This window comes from Variovorax sp. UC122_21, from assembly GCF_044056785.1.
In the GTDB taxonomy this organism is placed as follows: Bacteria; Pseudomonadota; Gammaproteobacteria; order Burkholderiales; family Burkholderiaceae_C; genus Variovorax.
The window spans coordinates 3779407-3795200 of sequence record NZ_CP172004.1; the positions used below are offsets into that span (position 1 = coordinate 3779407).

The 15794-nt window shown below is 67.7% G+C and carries 10 protein-coding genes and 3 pseudogenes; 3 read left to right on the top strand and 10 right to left on the bottom strand.

The window, feature by feature from the left end:
• Positions 1-36 precede the first annotated feature (36 nt).
• The 9 genes and pseudogenes from ACHMXE_RS30300 to ACHMXE_RS30340 form a co-directional block, all read right to left on the bottom strand.
• The gene (locus ACHMXE_RS30300) at positions 37-699 is read right to left on the bottom strand and encodes a hypothetical protein (protein ID WP_395347824.1); all 663 of its coding nucleotides are present in this window, start codon (positions 697-699) and stop codon (positions 37-39) included.
• Positions 696-1793 (bottom strand): cell division protein ZapE, encoded by a 1098-nt coding sequence (gene zapE, locus ACHMXE_RS30305; RefSeq protein WP_203205538.1) that lies wholly within the window; start codon positions 1791-1793, stop codon positions 696-698. The genes ACHMXE_RS30300 and zapE overlap by 4 nt, the downstream gene beginning before the upstream one ends.
• A 73-nt stretch (positions 1794-1866) precedes the next feature.
• Positions 1867-3235 (bottom strand): annotated as a pseudogene (gene lpdA / locus ACHMXE_RS30310) (dihydrolipoyl dehydrogenase).
• A pseudogene (locus tag ACHMXE_RS30315) lies at positions 3230-3298 on the bottom strand (hypothetical protein); the annotation flags it as partial. The pseudogenes ACHMXE_RS30315 and lpdA, both read right to left, overlap by 6 nt.
• A gap of 16 nt (positions 3299-3314) precedes the next feature.
• Entirely contained in the window at positions 3315-4586 is a 1272-nt protein-coding gene (gene odhB, locus ACHMXE_RS30320) for a 2-oxoglutarate dehydrogenase complex dihydrolipoyllysine-residue succinyltransferase (RefSeq protein WP_395347827.1), read from the bottom strand.
• A gap of 138 nt (positions 4587-4724) precedes the next feature.
• Positions 4725-7601, bottom strand: a complete 2877-nt coding sequence (locus ACHMXE_RS30325; RefSeq protein ID WP_203205535.1) for a 2-oxoglutarate dehydrogenase E1 component — start codon at positions 7599-7601, stop codon at positions 4725-4727.
• Between the two features lie 179 nt (positions 7602-7780).
• Positions 7781-9693, bottom strand: a pseudogene (locus ACHMXE_RS30330) (propionate--CoA ligase).
• 183 nt (positions 9694-9876) lie between these two features.
• Complete coding sequence (locus tag ACHMXE_RS30335) at positions 9877-10479, bottom strand: isochorismatase family protein (protein ID WP_093342637.1); 603 nt, start codon at positions 10477-10479, stop codon at positions 9877-9879.
• Between the two features lie 92 nt (positions 10480-10571).
• On the bottom strand, positions 10572-11195 hold the full coding sequence (locus ACHMXE_RS30340) for a TetR/AcrR family transcriptional regulator (protein ID WP_395347828.1): 624 nt from the start codon (positions 11193-11195) through the stop codon (positions 10572-10574).
• A 130-nt stretch (positions 11196-11325) separates the two neighbouring features.
• Here ACHMXE_RS30340 and ACHMXE_RS30345 point away from each other — a divergent pair, with 130 nt between their 5' ends.
• Complete coding sequence (locus tag ACHMXE_RS30345) at positions 11326-12963, top strand: 4-hydroxyphenylacetate 3-hydroxylase family protein (RefSeq protein ID WP_395347829.1); 1638 nt, start codon at positions 11326-11328, stop codon at positions 12961-12963.
• Positions 12964-12973: 10 nt separating this feature from the next.
• Positions 12974-13765 (top strand): alpha/beta hydrolase, encoded by a 792-nt coding sequence (locus ACHMXE_RS30350; protein WP_395347831.1) that lies wholly within the window; start codon positions 12974-12976, stop codon positions 13763-13765.
• A 3-nt stretch (positions 13766-13768) separates the two neighbouring features.
• On the opposite strand, the gene ACHMXE_RS30355 is transcribed toward ACHMXE_RS30350, so the two are convergent.
• Positions 13769-14848: a PQQ-dependent sugar dehydrogenase gene (locus ACHMXE_RS30355; RefSeq protein WP_395352867.1), complete on the bottom strand. Its 1080-nt coding sequence runs from the start codon at positions 14846-14848 to the stop codon at positions 13769-13771.
• Positions 14849-15115: 267 nt separating this feature from the next.
• Between ACHMXE_RS30355 and ACHMXE_RS30360 the strand changes: the two genes are divergently transcribed.
• A complete protein-coding gene (locus ACHMXE_RS30360; RefSeq protein ID WP_395352869.1) occupies positions 15116-15712 on the top strand; it encodes a C40 family peptidase in 597 nt (198 codons plus the stop codon).
• Positions 15713-15794 lie beyond the last annotated feature (82 nt).

Sequence of the window (15794 nt, forward strand, 5' to 3'; positions counted from 1 at the left end):
CCACGGCCCAAAGTCCCATGGGCCGTTGCGAAGCGCTCAGGGCTTCGCGGCCGGTTCCGCAGGCGGCAGCGGCGCGCCGCGCGGCTTGGTGCGGTGGCTGTTCTGGCGCTCGCGGCTCGCGCGATGCTCCTCGGCCTTGCGCTGCTTCTCCTCGTAGCGCTGAACCTGCTCGGGTGCTTCGGCACGGCGCTGTGCAGCCTTGGCCTGTTCGGCCGCCTGGTTGGTCTGCTTCTGGTCGAACTGGCGCTGGCGCTCGGGCGCCTCGGCGGCCGTCGTGGCACGGCCCTGGGCGTGGTCGGCGGCGCGCTGTTCGCGCTCGCGCTGGTTCTGCTGGGACTGCTCGCGCTGCTGCGCGGAATCCTGCGGCCGTTCGGTGGCCTTCTTCTCGTCGAGCTTGCGCAGCTCGGCGGCGCCGCGGCGCTGGCGCTCGATGTCGTTGATCGACGATTCCTGGCGCTTGAGGTGGTCGTTCTCGGTGCGGCGACGCGCGCGGCTGTCGCGCAGGCAGTCCTCGACCGCGAACTTGGCGTAGCAAGCCTTGCGCTCGCTCTCGTAGCGCGCCTCGATGGCGGCGCGCTCGGTGGCCAGGCGGTTGCGTGCGGCCTCGAGTTCGGCGACGCCGGCGGCGGCGTTGGACTGGGCCCAGACCGGCAGGCCGGCCAACGACATCCACAGGGCAAGGACGAGGGTTTTCTTCATGTGAGGCGAGTGTCGACGATGCGGCGTTCCAGCGCGAGGAATTCGGCCGACTGCATCTCGTTGAGCCGCGAGACCGTGCGCGGAAACTCGTGCGCCAGCGGCCCCTCGGTGTACAACGCCTCGGCCGGCACCTCGGCCGACATGATGAGCTTGACGCGGCGGTCGTACAGCACGTCGACCAGCCAGGTGAAGCGGCGCGCCTCGGAGGCCATGCGCACCGGCATGTGCGGCACGTCGGACAGCAGCACGGTGTGGAACTGGCTCGCGATCTCGAGGTAGTCGTTCTGCGAGCGCGGACCGCCGCACAGCGTCTTGAAATCGAACCAAACCACGCCGCCGGCCTTGCGCCGCGCGCGGATCTCGCGCGACTCGATGTGCAGCACCGGGTTCTCGTCGGCGGTCTCGGCCAGCTTCTCGAAGGCCTTGCGCATCTCCTTCTCGGTCTCGCCGTCGTTCGGCGTGAGGTACATGCGCAGCTGCTCCATGGTGCGGCGCCGGTAGTCGGTGCCGTTGTCCACGCTGAGCACCTCGAGCTTCTGGTTCAGCAGCTCGATGGCGGGGAGGATGCGGTCGCGGTGCAGCCCGCCGGGATAGAGGTCGTCGGGCTTGAAATTGGAGGTGGTGACGAAGCCCACGCCGTTCTCGAACAGCGCGATCAGCAGCCGATGCAGGATCATCGCGTCGGTGATGTCGGCGACGTGGAACTCGTCGAAACAGATCAGCTTGTAGCGCTTGGAGATGCGCAGGCCCAGCTCGTCGAGCGGGTTGACGGTGCCCTGCAGCTCGCGCAGTTCGCGGTGCACCTCGCGCATGAACTCGTGGAAGTGCAAACGCGTCTTGCGCCGCAGCGGCACGGCGTTGAAGAAGAGGTCCATCAGGAAGCTCTTCCCGCGCCCCACCCCGCCGTACATGTAGACGCCGCGCGGCAGCTCGGGCCGGTTGATGAGCTTCTTCAGTGCGTTGGAACGCTGCGACTTGTAGGCCGCCCATTCCGCGGCGCAGCGGTCGAGCGCCTCGACGGCCCGCATCTGCGCGGGATCGCTCTTGAACCCGCGTGCCGCGAGTTCCGCTTCATAGGCCTGTTTGACGCTCAAGGGATCGGAATGCTAGGTATGGGGTGGCTGCGGGCGGCCCGCGAAGGGCTGCCCGCAGCGGGGTCGCCGCTGATCAGAAGTTCAGCGTGCGCTTGTCCACCGCGAGCGCGGCTTCCTTGGTGGCTTCCGACAGCGAGGGGTGCGCGTGGCAGATGCGCGCGATGTCCTCGGCGCTGGCCTTGAACTCCATCGCCACCACGGCTTCGGAGATCAGTTCGCTGGCCTGCGGGCCGACGATGTGCACGCCCAGGATCTCGTCCGTGGCCGCGTCGGCCAGGAACTTGACCATGCCGGTCGTGTCGCCGAGCGCACGCGCGCGGCCGTTGGCCAGAAAACGGGAAGGTGCCGGCCTTGTAGGCGCGGCCCGAGGCCTTGAGCTGCTGCTCGGTCTGGCCGACCCATGCGATCTCGGGGCTGGTGTAGATCACCCACGGCACGGTGTTGAAGTTGACGTGCCCGTGCTGGCCGGCAATGCGTTCGGCCACGGCAACGCCCTCTTCTTCCGCCTTGTGCGCGAGCATCGGGCCGCGCACCACGTCGCCGATCGCCCACACGTTCGGCAGGCTGGTCTTGCAGTCGTCGTCCACGGCGATGGCGCCGCGCTCGTCGAGCTTCAGGCCCACGGCTTCGGCGTTCAGGCCGATGGTGTTGGGCACGCGGCCGATCGAGACGATCAGCTTGTCGACCTCGAGCGTCTGGGCCTCGCCCTTGGCGTTGGTCCAGGCCACGCTCACGCCGTTCTTGCCCGACTTGATCTCGCCGACCTTCACGCCGAGCTCGATCTTCAGGCCCTGCTTGTCGAAGGCCTTCTTGGCTTCCTTGGCGATCTGCTCGTCGACCGCGCCGAGAAAGGTCGGCAGCGCTTCGAGCACCGTGACTTCGGCGCCGAGGCGGCGCCACACCGAGCCCATCTCGAGGCCGATGACGCCCGAGCCGATCAGGCCCAGCTTCTTCGGCACCGCGCCGATGCGCAGGGCGCCGTCGTTCGAGAGGATGTTCTCCTCGTCGAAGGCCGCGCCCGGCAGCGCACGGGCGTTGGAGCCGGTGGCGACGATGATGTGCTTGCCGGTGATGGTTTCCTCGGCGGCGCCGGCCACCTTGATGTCGTAGCCGGCGTCACCGGACTTCTCGAACGAACCGCGGCCGTGGAAGAAGCTGATCTTGTTCTTCTTGAACAGGTACAGGATGCCGTCGTTGTTCTGCTTCACGACCTGGTCCTTGCGGGCCAGCATCTTGGCGAGGTCGATGCCGAGGCCCTCGACCTTGATGCCGTGGTCGGCGAAGTGGTGGTTCGCCTGGTCGTAGTGCTCCGACGACTGCAGCAGCGCCTTCGAGGGGATGCAGCCGACGTTGGTGCAGGTGCCGCCCGGTGCCGGGCCGCCCTTGCCGTTCTTCCACTCGTCGATGCAGGCGACGTTGAAGCCGAGCTGCGCCGCGCGGATGGCGGCGATGTAGCCGCCGGGGCCGCCGCCGATGACGATGACGTCGAATTGTTTGTTGGCCATCTGTTCGTGCCTCCGATCAGATGTCGAACAGGAGGCGCGACGGATCCTCGAGCGCTTCCTTCATGGCGACCAGGCCCAGCACGGCTTCGCGGCCGTCGATGATGCGGTGGTCGTAGCTCATCGCCAGGTAGTTCATCGGGCGGATGACGATCTGGCCGTTCTCGACCACGGCGCGGTCCTTGGTGGCGTGCACGCCGAGGATCGCGGACTGGGGCGGGTTGATGATCGGCGTCGAGAGCATCGAGCCGAAGGTGCCGCCGTTCGAGATCGAGAAGGTGCCGCCGGTCATCTCTTCGATGCCGAGCTTGCCGTCCTGGGCCTTCTTGCCGTACTCGGCGATCTTCTTCTCGATGTCGGCGAAGCTCATCTGGTCCGCATTGCGCAGGATCGGCACCACCAGGCCGCGCGGCGAACCGACGGCAATGCCGATGTCGAAGTAGCCGTGGTACAGGATGTCGTTGCCGTCGACCGAGGCGTTGATCACCGGGTACTTCTTGAGCGCGTGCACCGCGGCCTTCACGAAGAAGCTCATGAAGCCGAGCTTCACGCCGTGTTCCTTGGTGAAGCTGTCCTGGAAGCGCTTGCGCAGTTCCATGACGGGGGCCATGTTCACTTCGTTGAAGGTGGTCAGGATCGCGTTGGTCGACTGCGACTGGATCAGGCGCTCGGCGATGCGCGCGCGCAGGCGGCTCATCGGCACGCGCTGTTCGGGGCGGTCGCCCAGGTCCGGCGCGCTGGTGGGCGCGGCGACCTGCGGCAGCGCGGGCTTGGCGGCCGGCGCGGGGATCGCGGCGGGCGCGGCCTTGGCGGTGGCACCCGAGGCCACGGCGCCGAGCACGTCGCCCTTGGTCACGCGGCCGTCCTTGCCGGTGCCGGCCACGTCGCTGGTCTTGAGGTTGTTGTCGGCCAGCAGCTTGGCGGCGGCGGGCATGGCGACGTCGGACTTGGCACCGCCGGTGGCGGCGGCAGCGGCCGCGGGTGCGGCGGCGGCGGGTGCCGGGGCGGCAGCGGCGGGCGCGGCGGCCGGGGCGGCGGCGCCGGCCTTGCCTTCGGTGTCGATCTTCGCGATCAGCTGGTCGGCCACGACGGTGGCGCCGTCGCCTTGCACGATCTCGGCCAGCACGCCGGCGGCGGGGGCCGGCACTTCGAGCACGACCTTGTCGGTCTCGATCTCGATCAGGATTTCATCGATGGCGACGGCTTCGCCGGCCTTCTTCTTCCAGGTGAGCATGGTGGCTTCGGCCACCGATTCGGACAGCTGAGGGACTTTGACTTCTACGATAGACATTTGGAGTTTGCTCCGCTTTGATTTGTGTGTGCCCCTGGGGCCGGGGTTCGCCCGGCCCGCCCCTCGTGGGGGATCGGGCGATGTGGCCGTGCTACATGCGCCCGAGCGGGTTGTTCGTGTTGAGAAAGGATCGTTCTATTACTTGGTCAGCACGAAGCCCTTGAGCTTGGCGAAGGCGGCATCGACCAATGCCTTCTGCTGTTCCTGGTGCAGGTGCGAGTAGCCGACGGCCGGCGACGCCGAGGCCGCGCGGCCGGCGTAGCCGAGCTTCTGGCCTTCCTGCATGTTCTCGTGGATGTAGTGCTGCACGAAGAACCAGGCGCCCTGGTTCTGCGGTTCGTCCTGGCACCACACCACGTCGACGAGGTTCGGGTACTTCTTGATCTCGGCCGCGAAGGCCTTGTGCGGGAACGGATAGAGCTGCTCGACGCGGATGATCGCCACGTCCTCGTCGCCGCGTTCCTCGCGCTTCTTGGCCAGGTCGTAGTAGACCTTGCCCGAGCACGCGACCAGGCGCTTGACCTTCTCGGCCTTGAGCGCCTTGCTTTCCGGGATGATGGTCTGGAAGCTGCCCTTGGTGAACTCGGCCAGCGGCGAGGTCGCGTCCTTGTTGCGCAGCAGCGACTTGGGCGTGAGGATGATCAGCGGCTTGCGCAGGTTGCGCACCATCTGGCGGCGCAGCACGTGGAAGATCTGGCTGGCCGTGGTCGGCTGCACCACCTGCATGTTGGTGTCGGCGCTCAGCTGCATGAAGCGCTCGAGGCGCGCCGAGCTGTGCTCGGGGCCCTGGCCTTCGTAGCCGTGCGGCAGCATCATCGTGAGGCCGTTGACGCGGCCCCACTTGACTTCGCCCGAGGCGATGAACTGGTCGATCACCACCTGCGCGCCGTTCACGAAGTCGCCGAACTGGGCTTCCCAGATCACCAGCGTGTTCGGATCGTTCGAGGCGTAGCCGTATTCGAACGCGAGCACCGCTTCTTCCGACAGGATCGAGTCGATCACGACGAACGGGGCCTGGTTGTCGGCCACGTTCGACAGCGGCGTGTAGGTGCCTTCGTCGAACTTCTCGCGGTTCTGGTCGTGCAGCACGGCGTGGCGGTGCGTGAACGTGCCGCGGCCCGAGTCCTCGCCCGACAGGCGCACCGGGTAGCCGCTGGCCACCAGCGAGGCGAAGGCCATGTGCTCGCCCATGCCCCAGTCGACGTTCACGTCGCCGCGGCCCATGGCGGCGCGGTCGTCCAGCACCTTCTTGACCAGCGGATGCACCGTGAAGCCTTGCGGCACGGTGGTGATCTTCTCGGCCAGGCGCTTCCACTCGCTCGAGGGGATCGCGGTGTCGCCGGCGTCGGTCCACTTCTTGTTGAGGTACGGGCTCCAGTCGACGGCGTACTTGCTCTTGAAGTTGGTCAGCACCGGGTCGACCGTGTTCTTGCCTTCGTCGAAGGCGGCGCGCTGCGCCTTGACCATGTCGTCGCCGAGCGTGTCGCCCAGGCCCTGCGCGGCCAGCTTGTCGGCGTACAGCTTGCGCGTGCCGGGATGCTGGGCGATCTTCTTGTACATCAGCGGCTGGGTCAGCGAGGGGGTGTCCTGCTCGTTGTGGCCCAGCTTGCGGAAGCAGATGATGTCCACGACCACGTCCTTCTGGAATTCCATGCGGAAGTCCAGCGCGATCTGGGTGGCGAGCACCACGGCTTCGGGATCGTCGCCGTTCACGTGCAGCACCGGCGCCTCGATCATCTTGACGATGTCGGTGCAATACAGCGTCGAGCGGCTGTCGCGCGGGTCGCTGGTGGTGAAGCCGATCTGGTTGTTGATGACGATGTGCACCGTGCCGCCCGTGGAGTAGCCACGGGTTTCGGCCAGCGCCAGCGTTTCCATCACGACGCCCTGGCCCGCGAAGGCGGCGTCGCCGTGCACGATCACGGGCAGCACCTGCTTGCCCAGCGGGTCGGCGCGGCGGTCCATGCGCGCGCGCACCGAGCCTTCGACCACGGGATTCACGATCTCGAGGTGCGAGGGGTTGAACGCGAGGCTCAGGTGGACCGGGCCGCCGGGGGTGGTCACGTCCGAGCTGAAGCCCTGGTGGTACTTGACGTCGCCGCTGGGCAGGTCTTCGGGCGCGGTGTGGTCGAACTCCGCGAACAGGTCGGCCGGCATCTTGCCGAGCGAGTTCACGAGCACGTTGAGGCGGCCGCGGTGGGCCATGCCGATCACGATTTCCTGCACGCCCTTGGCGCCGGCCTGGTTGATCAGCTCGTCCATCGAGACGATGAAGCTCTCGCCGCCTTCGAGCGAGAAGCGCTTCTGGCCGACGTACTTGGTGTGCAGGAAGCGCTCGAGGCCCTCGGCCGCGGTCAGGCGGTTGAGCACGTGCTTCTTCTGCTCGGCGCTGAGCTTGGGGTTGGTGCGGGCGCTTTCGAGCCGCTGCTGCCACCAGCGCTTGTGGTTCTGGTCGGTGGTGTACATGTACTCGGCACCCATGGTGCCGCAGTACGTTTCGCGCAGTGCGTTGAGCAGGTCGCGCAAGGACATGGTGTCCTTGCCGAAGAAGGTGTTGCTGGTGTTGAACACCGTCTCGAGGTCGGCGTCGGTGAAGCCGTAGAACGAGGGCTCGAGTTCGGGAATGGCGGGACGCTCGGCGCGCTTGAGCGGATCGAGGTCGGCCCAGCGGGCGCCGACGTTGCGGTAGGCGGCGATCAGCTGCTGGACGGCGGTGCGCTTGCGGCCGAGTTCGGAATCGGCGCCGCTGGCCTGCACGACCTTGGTCGTGCCCTGCTTCGCCAGTTCGGCGAAGGCGTTGATGACCGGCTGGTGCGGAACGTCGCGGGTGTTGGTGCCGTCGGCGGCGGGGACGTGCTGCAGCGCGTCGAAGTAGGTGCGCCAGTTGTCGGGCACGCTGCCGGGGTTGGCGAGGTAGTTTTCGTACATCTCCTCGACATAGGGCGCGTTGCCGCCGAAGAGATAGGTGTTGCCTTGGTAGGCGGCATACACCGATGGAGTCGATGAATCGCTCATATTGCGCTGACCTTCGCTTCCCTGTGGGAAGCACGAGCTGGTTTAAGAAACCTTCCGCGACACGGCTGAACCGATTGGCGGATGCGACTGTGGCTGGGGAAGGGCCTGAGTACCGGGCGATTGTGCCACGCCAACCATATGACGGTTGAAAGCGGATGCACAACCCCCCAGGCGAGGGCTCAGGCCGGGTTGAGCAACAGCTTGATCTGCTGCAGCGTGGCGGGGTCGTCGATGGTCGTCAGGTCGCCCGGATCGCGGCCCTCGCAGACCGCCTGGATGGCGCGGCGCAGCAATTTGCCGCTGCGGGTCTTGGGCAGCCCGCCCACGAAGCGCACCCGTGCCGGCCGGGCCAGCGCGCCGAGCTGGTCGGCCACGGTCTTCATGATCTCGCCCTCGAGCTTGAGCGCCACCGCCTCGTCGCTCACGGCCTGCCCGTCCTTGGGCACCACGAAGGCCATCGCGACCTGTCCCTTGAGCGCATCGGCCACGCCCACCACGGCCACCTCGGCCACGCCCGCGTGGCCCGAGATGCTCTCCTCGATCTCGCGCGTGCCGAGTCGGTGGCCGGCCACGTTGATCACGTCGTCGGTGCGCCCGAGGATGTAGAAATAGCCGTCCTCGTCGCGGATGCCCCAGTCGAAGGTCGAATAGACCATCTTGCCGGGCACGCTCTTCCAGTAGGTGTTGACGAAGCGCGCGTCGTCCTTCCAGATGGTCTGCATGAAGCCCGGCGGCGTCGGGCCCTCGACCACGACCACGCCCTTCTCGTTCGGGGCGGTCAGTTCCTCGCCGGTCGACTCGTGCAGGATCTTCACCTTGTAGCCGTACATCGGCACGCCGGGGCTGCCGAACTTGCTGGGCTTCTTCTCGATGCCGTTGGCGATGGTGATGATCGGCCAGCCCGATTCGGTCTGCCAGTAGTTGTCGATGATTGGCACGCCCAGGCCCTCGGCGATCCAGCGGCCCGTGGGCTCGTCGAGCGGCTCGCCGGCCAGGAACAGCGCGCGCAAGGTGGAGAGGTCATATTCTTGAGCAGCGCCGGGTCCTGCTTCTTGAGCACGCGCACCGCGGTCGGCGCGCTGAACATCACCGTCACCTTGTACTTCTCGACCAGCCGCCACCAGATGCCGCCGTCGGGCTGGCCGTCGAGCCCCTGCGTGGGCAGGCCCTCGTACATCACCGTCGCCATGCCGGCGATCAGCGGGCCGTAGACGATGTAGCTGTGGCCCACGACCCAGCCGATGTCGCTGGTGGAGAAATAGGTCTCGCCGGCCCGGCCGTCGAAGATGTGCTTCATGCTCGCGGCCAGCGCCACCGCGTAGCCGCCCACGTCGCGCTGCACGCCCTTGGGCTTGCCGGTGGTGCCGCTGGTGTAGATGGTGTAGCTGATCTCGGTCGACTCGAGCCAGGTGCAGGGCACCTGCGCGTCGAGGTGCTTCTGCCGCAGCTCGCTCGCCAGGTGGTCGCGCCCCGCCACCAGCGCCATCGGGGCCAGGCCGCGGTCGGTCAGCAGCACCGCATCGGGCTTGTGCTTCGACAGGCGGATCGCTTCGTCGAGCAGCGGCTTGTACGCGATCACCTTGCCGCCGCGCGAACCGGCGTCGGCGCTCACCACCACCTTGGGCTCGGCGTCCTCGATGCGGGTGGCCAGCGAGCCGCTCGCGAAGCCGCCGAACACCACGCAGTGGATGGCGCCGATGCGCGCGCAGGCCAGCATCGCGAACGCGGCCTCGGGGATCATCGGCATGTAGATCAGCACGCGGTCGCCGCGGCCCACGCCCAGTTCGATCAGGCTGGCGGCGGTGCGCTGCACCTCGGCATGCAGCTCGCGGAAGCTGTAGCTCTTCTCGGTGCCGGTCTCGGTCGAGACGAAGATCAGCGCCGGCTGGTCGCCGCGCTCGGCCAGATGGCGGTCGACGGCGTTGTGGCACAGATTGGTGGTGCCGCCGACGAACCAGCGTGCGAACGGCGGCTGGCTGGCGTCGAGGATCTGCTGCGGCGGGCTCTGCCAGTCGATGAGCCGGGCCTGCTCGGCCCAGAAGGCCTCGGGCGCGTCGATGGACTGGCGATGGAAATCTTCGTAGCGGCTCATCGGTGTTGTCTCCTGATCTTTGGAAATCGGTCCGGCGCCGGCCCCGCGAGCGGCTGGCGTCGAAACTGAATTCATAATTATGGAGACCGATCTTGCAGCAGGCTGACGCGCACCACAAGCGGATGAAACCGGGGCCGGCCGTCTGCCGCCCCTCTTCTATTAGTTGGAAGGTGCCCGGCCCGCTCAGCGAACCAGCGCGAGCAACTCGGGAAAGGCCGGATGCTCGGCTGTGCGCAGCCATTCGAAGCCGACCATCTCCGTCGTCACCAGTTCGGCGCCGGCGCCGGCCAGGCGGTCGAAGGCGGCGTCGCGGTTGCGCTCGGTGCGCGAACCGCAGGCATCGGTGACGACCCAGACCTCGAACTCGTCCTCCAGCAGGTCGAGCGCCGTCTGCAGCAGGCAGACATGGGCTTCGCAGCCGGCGATGACGATGGTGTTGCGCTCCTCCGCGGCCGCGGCCGGCTTCTGCAGGTGCTTGGGCAAGCTGCGCGCATTGCCCTGGGGCGCCTTGGCCGGCACGCGCAGCCATTCGCCCAGTCCCTCTTCCACGCCGCTGAAGTGCATCTTCGGCAGCGTGCGGCGGCACAGCGCGCGGATGTCGGGCAGGTTCTCGCCGAGCTTGGACGGGTTGTGCTCGGTGCCGAAGACCGGCACGTCGAACAGCCGGGCCATCTTGCCGAGGCGAACCGCGTTCTGCGCCACCGCCTCCGACTCGAAGATCGCCGGCATCAGTCGAGCCTGATAGTCGACCAGCACGAGTTGGGATTGGGATGCGTCGAGCAGCATGGGCGGGGTTCTTTCTTCTGACGAGGGTTGCGGGGCGACCGTGCGCCCGAAACCCTGGAAACTAACACCAAAGCACCGGCGCGCGGACCCGCTCAGGCGGCCGGCGCCCCGACGCGGTCCACGAGCTGCCCGATGTAGGCCTCGAACAGCGCATCGGCCGACTGCCCGAACATGCGGATGCGCCCGGTGTGCCGCATCAGCAGCAGGCCGACGCCGTGCGCGAACAGCGCGGTGTTCTCGCGCAGCGCGTCGGCGGCACCGAGCCCCATCGCGCGCAGCGCTTCCTCGCAGGGGTTGAGCGCTTCCTTCAACTGGTCGTTGAGCGCGTGATCGAGCTCGCTGGTCAGGCCGCGCGGCCGCATGCCGTGCACCAGGTAGAAGCCGAGGTCGAGCTCGCGCGGATGGGCCGCATAGAAGCCGAACCAGGCCCGCGCCTTGGACGCCAATGTCAGCGCGGGCCGGTCCGCGAAGGCCTCGGCCTCGGCCACCGCGGTGCACAGGCGCAGCAGCGATTCGTCGAGCAACGCGGCATAGATCGCCTCCTTGCTCTCGAAGTACGAATAGATGGCGCCGGGCGTGTAGCCCGCGCGGCGCGCGATCTCGCGAATGCTCGCGCCCTCGATGCCGGCCTCGGAGAACACGGCCCGCGCCGCGTCGAGCACCAGCGCGCGGCGCGCGTCGCTCAGGGTCTGTCGTCGTTGGAGCTTGGCCTGCATGGGCTGGACTGTAGCCCTTCTTTTAAGCGTTGCTCATTTTTCTTAACGGTTGATCAATTTTTTGAACAGTGTTTAAATTTCGTGGAGCCGGCTCGTTCCGGCCCCACGACAACCACCGGAGACACACACAATGAACGCCCCGCTCCCCTCGGCCGCGCTGATGTCCGGCGCCGACTACCGCGAATCGCTGCGCCGCTACAAGCCGACTGTCTACGTCGACGGCCGGCGGGTCGAGAGCGTGGCCGACGAGCCCGCGTTCCGCCCCGGCATCAACGCCATCGCCCTGACCTACGACCATGCGCTGAAGGCGCAGTACGAACCGCTGATGACCGCGGTGCAGCACACCAGCGGCAAGCGCGTGAACCGGCTCTCGCACCTCAACACCAGCGCCGGCGACCTGCTCAACAAGCTCGAGGCGGTGCGGCTGGTGTGCCAGGAAACCGGCTGCGCGCAGCGCTACCTCACGCACGACGCGCTCAACGCGATCGCCCAGGTGTCGGCGCGCATCGACGACGCGCGTGGCGGCGGCGAGCACACGGCGCGCTTCCTCGAGTACCTGCACCGCGTCCAGGACCAGGACCTGACGCTGGGCGTGGCCATGACCGATGCCAAGGGCGACCGCAGCCGCCGGCCGCACGAGCAGGCCAACGTCGACAGCTACGTGCACGTGGTGGAGCGCAACGCGCGCGGCATCGTGATCTCGGGCACCAAGGCCATCGTGACCGGCGCGCCCTACGTGCACGAGCTGCTGGTCATGCCCTGCCGCAACATGGGCCGCGAGGATGCCGACTTCGCCGTCTGCTGCGCGGTGCCGCTGGACGCGCCGGGCCTGACCATCGTGGCGCGACCGGCCGGCCGGCCCGGCGAGAAGCTCGAGCACGGCGACGCCCTGTTCAGCCGCAAGTACGGCCAGAGCACCGGCGTGTGCATCTTCGACCGCGTGCTGGTGCCATGGGAGCGCGTGTTCTACGACGGCTCCGACGGCAGCTGGGAGCATTCGGGCCACCTCACCTACAGCTACGCCACCCACCACCGCCACAGCTGCATCGGCGCGCGCGCCGGCTTCGGCGACCTGCTGATCGGCGCCGGCGCGCTGATGTGCGAGGCCAATGGCTTCGACCCGGGCAAGGAAAGCCACCTGCGCGAGCAGATGGTCGAGCTCATCACCATCACCGAGGGCTTCTTCGCCTGCGGCGTGGCCGCCAGCGTCTACGGCAAGGCCGACGAACACTGCCCGGTCTTCATGCCCGACCCGGTGTTCAGCAACATCGGCAAGCTGCTGCTCGCGACCAAGATCTACGACATGCACCGCATCGCCCACACCGTGAGCGGCGGCCTGATCGTCACGCTGCCCGGCCCCGACGAGGACCACAACCCCGAGACCGCGGCGCGGCTGTCGGACGTGCTGCGCGCCAATCCGGCCGTGCCCTACGAACAGCGCATCGAGGCGGCCCGCTTCATCGAGGACCTGACGGCCGGCTACCAAGGCGGCTGGTACAGCGTGATCAGCCTGCATGGCGGCGGTTCGCCGGCGGCGATGAAGCAGGAGATCTGGCGCCACTACCCGGTGGGATCGAAGGTGGAGCTGGTCGAGCGGCTGCTCGAGCGCGGCATCGCGGCCGACGGCTCGCCCGCGGCCGCGCCGCACGATCCGCAGCGCGCGATCACGCGCAACCGCCAGCCCGGCAAGTGCTGCGACACGGGCTGCACCACGCCCGGACAGCCGGTGATGGTCGAACTGCCCAAACCTCACCGCGCCCAGGCCTAGACTCGGCGGGATGAAAGTCCTGACGAAGCGGCTCTGCCTCGCGACCCTCGGCGTCGGTGCCGCGCTGCTGCTGGCCGGTTGCGGCGGCGTGCGCAAGAGCACGGTGCCGCTGGCGACCGTGCTCGAGACCCAGCGCTGCACGCGCCAGGCCGACACCCTGCTCGTGATGCTGCCGGGCGTCCATTCGACGCCCGACGAGTTCGAGCGCGAGGGCTTCGTCGAGGCGGTGCGCGAGAACCGGCTCGCGGTCGACGTGATGCTGGTCGACGCGCACCTCGGCTACTACAACGACAGGACCGTGCTCGAGCGGCTGGAGGCCGACGTGATCGCCCCCGCGCGGCGCCAGGGCTACCGCCAGATCTGGATCGTCGGCATCTCGCTCGGCGGATTCGGCGGCCTGCTCTATGCGCAGACGCATCCGGGCGAACTGGCCGGCGTGGTGGCGATCGCGCCCTACCTCGGCGAACGCACCCTGAGCACCGACATCGCCAACGCGGGCGGACTCGCGAAGTGGAACGGGCCGCTCGACAGCGGCGCCGGCATTCCGCGCACGCCGAACGAAACCCAGCTCTGGCAATGGCTGCGCGGCTACGCGGGCCACACGCAGACGGCGGGCGCGCGGCCGCCGCTGTACCTGGGCTACGGGCTCGACGACCGCTTCGCCTTCAGCCACCGGCTGCTGGCGGGCGTGCTGCCGGCCGAACGCGTTGTCACCACCGAGGGCGGCCACGACTGGCCCGAATGGCGGCGCCTGTGGCAGCGGCTGCTGCCGACGCTGTCGCTGCCCGGCTGCCCCGGCTGAATCTCAGTTCGGCCGCAGCCGCAGCAGCTTGCCGTTCGACTCGTCGGTCAGCACGTAGAGCAGACCGTCGGGCCCCTGCTTCACGTCGCGGATGCGCGCGCGTCCGTCCTCGAGCAGCTTGTGCTCGGCCACCACCTTGCCGTTCTTGAGCTCGATGCGGTCGAGGTAGCCGAACTTCAGCGAGCCGACGAACAGGTTGCCCTTCCACGCGGCGCCGTAGCGGTCGCTGGTGAGAAAGGCCATGCCCGAGGTCGCGATCGAGGGCACCCAGTAGTGCAGCGGCTGCTCCATGCCTTCCTTGGCCGTGATGCCGTCGCCGATCTTGCCGCCGCCGTAGTTCTCGCCGTAGGTGATGACGGGCCAGCCGTGGTTGCGCCCGGCCTGGGCGATGTTGATCTCGTCACCACCCTGCGGGCCGTGCTCGGTCATCCACAGACGGCCGTCGGGGCCGAGCGTGGCGCCCTGCCCGTTGCGATGGCCGTAGCTCCAGATCTCGGGCAGCGCGCCGGGCCGGCCGACGAAGGGGTTGTCCTTCGGCACGCTGCCGTCCTTGCCGATGCGCACGATCTTGCCGAGATGGTTGTCGAGCTTCTGGGCGTCTTCCTTGCGGCTGAAGCGGTCGCCAAGCGTGAGGTAGAGCGTGCCGTCGCCGCCGTCGACGATGCGGCAGCCGAAGTGGGCGCGGCTCGCGACCTTGGGTTTCTGGCTGAAGACGATCTGCAGGTTCTCGAGCCGCGTGTCGTCGGACGAGAGCCGCGCCCGCGCGAGCGCCGTGCTGTTGGCGCTGCCGCCGGCATCGGGCTCCGAGAAGCAGAAGTACAGCGTGCGGTTGCTGCGGAAGTCCGCGTCGACGAGCACGTCGAGCAGACCGCCCTGCCCGCCCGCCGCAATGGCCGGCAGGCCCGCCAGCGGCGCGCCCAGCTTGCCGTCCTTCGCGACGATGCGCATGCGCCCCGGCTTCTCGGTGACCACGAAACGATCGCCCGGCAGGAAGCCCACGCCCCAGGGACTCTCGAGCCCCGAAGTCACCGTCTCAGATCGCCCTTGCGCCATGGCGGCCGCGCCAAAGATCAAACCCGACATGACGACGACACGGCCGAGGAGGCGCCGGGAAGGCTTGGAGAGCGATTTCATGTGTTTTCCCGCAAAACGAATGATCTTGGCGGTTTTTCAAACCCACATGAAGACAGTTGTCGACTTCGAAGGGTCTTGGAGGCCGAACTGCTTATCCGGCATCACCGGTCAATCGTTACATTTTAGTTGTCCGATGATTCAAAATTTCCAAGTAAATCAATGGGTTGGCGGCACAATCTCTAATTCATCTCAAATTGACAGCGCCAGCCGTCATCAATATCCTACGCGCCATGCGTTTTTTTCGTCCTACCCGCGTCCCTCCTGATTGCCGTCGCTGCCCACGCAGCTCCCCAACCACCGGACCGGTCCGACGAAGTCGGCCAACTGCTGGCCGAAAAGGGCCTGGTGGGGCAACTGAGGCAAGTCCGCCAGACCGTCACCGAGCGCACCTCCGACCTCGTGATGACCGCCATCGGTTTCCTCGGTGTTCCGTACCGCCGCGGCGGTAATTCGGAGGACACCGGCTTCGATTGCAGCGGCTTCGTGCGCGCCATGTACAACCAGACGGTCGGCCACATGCTGCCGCGCCGCGCCGAGGAACAGGCTGCCGCCACCGAGAAGATCGACCGCAGTGAACTCAAGCCCGGCGACCTCGTGTTCTTCAACACCATGCGCCGCGCCTTCAGCCATGTCGGCATCTACGTCGGCGAAGGCAAGTTCATCCACTCGCCGCGTTCGGGTGCCCAGGTGCGCGTGGAAGACATGAACGGCAGCTACTGGAGCCGCCGCTTCGACGGCGCCCGCCGCGTGCTCGGCGGCGGATCGAACGACGAGATCCGCGCCGCCGCGGCGTCGGCCCGCACCGGCGACTGAATTTCCCCTTCTTCGGCCCGTTTCGCACAGGGGCCCGGACGAAAAAAAATCCCGCAGCCGCGGGATTTTTTCTTTGGGGCGA